Source organism: Kribbella albertanoniae (assembly GCF_004348455.1).
GTDB classification, from domain to species: domain Bacteria; phylum Actinomycetota; class Actinomycetes; order Propionibacteriales; family Kribbellaceae; genus Kribbella; species Kribbella albertanoniae.
Genome location: NZ_SMKA01000491.1, coordinates 1 through 2,306 on the forward strand (window position 1 = coordinate 1; position 2,306 = coordinate 2,306).

At 65.3% G+C, this 2,306-nt stretch carries 2 protein-coding genes; both read right to left on the reverse strand.

What is annotated here, in order from left to right; translation table 11 throughout:
* Positions 1-394 precede the first annotated feature (394 nt).
* Complete coding sequence (locus E1261_RS46200) at positions 395-1,918, reverse strand: N-acetylmuramoyl-L-alanine amidase (RefSeq protein WP_202875481.1); 1,524 nt, start codon at positions 1,916-1,918, stop codon at positions 395-397.
* Positions 1,918-2,046, reverse strand: coding sequence for a hypothetical protein (locus E1261_RS47020; RefSeq protein ID WP_272948652.1), 129 nt, complete (start codon positions 2,044-2,046; stop codon positions 1,918-1,920). The genes E1261_RS46200 and E1261_RS47020 overlap by 1 nt, the downstream gene beginning before the upstream one ends.
* Between the last annotated feature and the right edge of the window lie 260 nt (positions 2,047-2,306).

The following is a 2,306-nucleotide window of genomic DNA, read 5'->3' on the forward strand; positions in this document are numbered from 1 at the left end:
ACTCGTACAAGTCGACGGCCTGCCGACAAAACTCCTCGGAATAGTTCCTACGGGCCATAACTCAGAATCATCTCGCTTCCCCAGCAAATGCTGGATTCAGCGTGTCCAAGAACCAGGGTCAAGGCCCGACCTTGAGCACGGTTCGACCATCCCGGTGAGTGATCGGTGGTTGGTGGGTGCTCAAGGTGACCCGCTGCTGGTGGATGTTCGCCCTGGCCGGCCCCTGTTCCTCCCCGAACCGGTTTGGGGCAGGCGACCCGTTCGCCGCAGAAACTATCCGGCGGGTTAACCCACGAGGTTGCGGGTTCCCCACCCGCATGCGGGTCCAGAACCCACAAGCTGATGGGGGAACCCATGAGATGGCGACCTCCGGGAGGGATATTCGGTCGCGGGGCTACGAGCTGACGGCTAGGGAGCCGCCCCAGTTGTCGGTGGCTTGGCGGGCTTCGGCGTCGACGAAGTAGCGGTGTTCGAGGGAACCGTTGGCGATACGGTAGAAGGCATGGTGGGCGTCGGCGGTGGAGAGGCCGATCGGGTCGTCGGTCACCACGCCGACGGCACCCCAGTTGTCGGACTCGGGCGGGTCGATGGTGGGGGACCAGTAGAAGTGGACCAGGTCGCCGTTCTCCTTGCGGGCAAGGACGTGCTGCTGGTTCTTGTGCGCGAACGCATGCGGGTTCCCGACGAACGGTCCGCCGGTCCAGATGTCGCCGAGCACCGTCGTACCGTCCATGAACCGGTGCTGCAGCTGCCCTTCGGCGTTCCGGAAGAACACATGCGCCTGTACGCCGGTGCTGAATCCGGTCACGTCGGACGTGACACCGCTCGTGACACCCCAGTTGTCGAGTGCCGGATTACCACCCGGAGCCCACGACCAGTGCTTCAGCTCGCCGTTCGGGCCGCGACCGAAGATGTGCTGCTGGTCCTTGTGCACAAAGGCCATCGGGTTGCCGACGAACGGTCCGCCGGCCCAGACACCGGTGGTGATCTGATCGGTGCCCTGATCCCAGAACTTGTGCTCCAGGTTGCCGTCCGGGTTGCGGTAGAACAGGTGCTGCTGGTTCTTGTAGGCGAATCCGGTCGGGTTCGACAGCACGCGTCCTTCGGTGCCCCAGTTGTCGAGTACCGGGTTGCCGGTTCCCGCCTGCCACCAGTGCCGCACGGTGTTGTCGTTGCCGCGGGCAAACACATGCTGCTGACCGTTGTGCACGAACCCGAACGGCTTCCCGACCAGGTTGCTCGAACCCCAGTCCTGGATGACCTTGTCGGTCGCCGGCGACCACATCAGGTTCACCAACGTGCCACCCGTGCCGACCGCCGCCACGTGCTGCTGGTCGAGATACCGGTACGCCTGACCAGCCGCGCCACCGCCACCGGCGAGCTGCTGCGCGATCTCCGCGCGCAACGCGTCCAGATCGATGAACGACGGATCGATCTTGCCGGTAGTCGACGTCTCCCGGTGCCCGCGGACGTAACTCGCGTCACGACCGAGTTGCCGCAGTACGGCGACCGTCGCCTTCACGGAGGCGTCGTACTGTGCCGGTGTCATGTGCTGGTTGACGCCGTTGTAGTCGATCTCCCAGCCGATCAGCATCGTGTTGCCGTCACCGGCCGGGATCGGACCGCTGGCCCGGGCCGCGCCCGCGTGGTTCGCGCGGTTGGCGGAGATGACGTGGAACACGCCGTTGTAGTCGACCAACGCCTGGCACAACGGGCCCTGCAGGTCGGAGCGGCCGTTGATGCAGATGCCCAGCGCCGGATGCGGGTTGCTCGGGCTCGACGTCGCCGCGGTGTGATGCCAGAGCACGCCGATCGGGTTGAACGACCCGGACACCCCACGAGCCTTCCAGTTACCCTCCTCGACGACCTGTACGCCGGCCGCCCGGAGCACGTCGGCCAGCCAGGTGATGCTGGCCATCAGCGGAGCACCAGCATCGGGTCGGCCGCGATCAGGTCGGCCAGGCACTCAGGCTTCTTCTTCAACGCACTCGCGGGAGCGGCCGAGAGCCCGGCCTGCGCGGCCAGCGCCACGGCCGGAATACTCAACAGAACTCGACGGCGGGAAAACCTGGGCGGGGTCATAAGTCCTCCAACGATGAAAAGCCGGTGGAGACATGGGACCAGGAGACCCAACCCCTGAGCAATCAATCAAATACAGGTGGAATGGCCCACCCACCTTGTGCACCCCTCAACCACCGCAGCCCGGCGCCCATGGTTGACGGGTGCCCAAGGTCGACTTCGCCCACGACCTTGAGCACGGTTCAGTCGTGTCTGGGTGCGGGAGGTGGTTGATGGGTGCCCAAGGT

Bases quoted from the DNA above. Each gene is read 5' to 3' on its own strand.
- E1261_RS46200 (WP_202875481.1), bottom strand. From the start codon at position 1,918: ATGGCCAGCATCACCTGGCTGGCCGACGTGCTCCGGGCGGCCGGCGTA.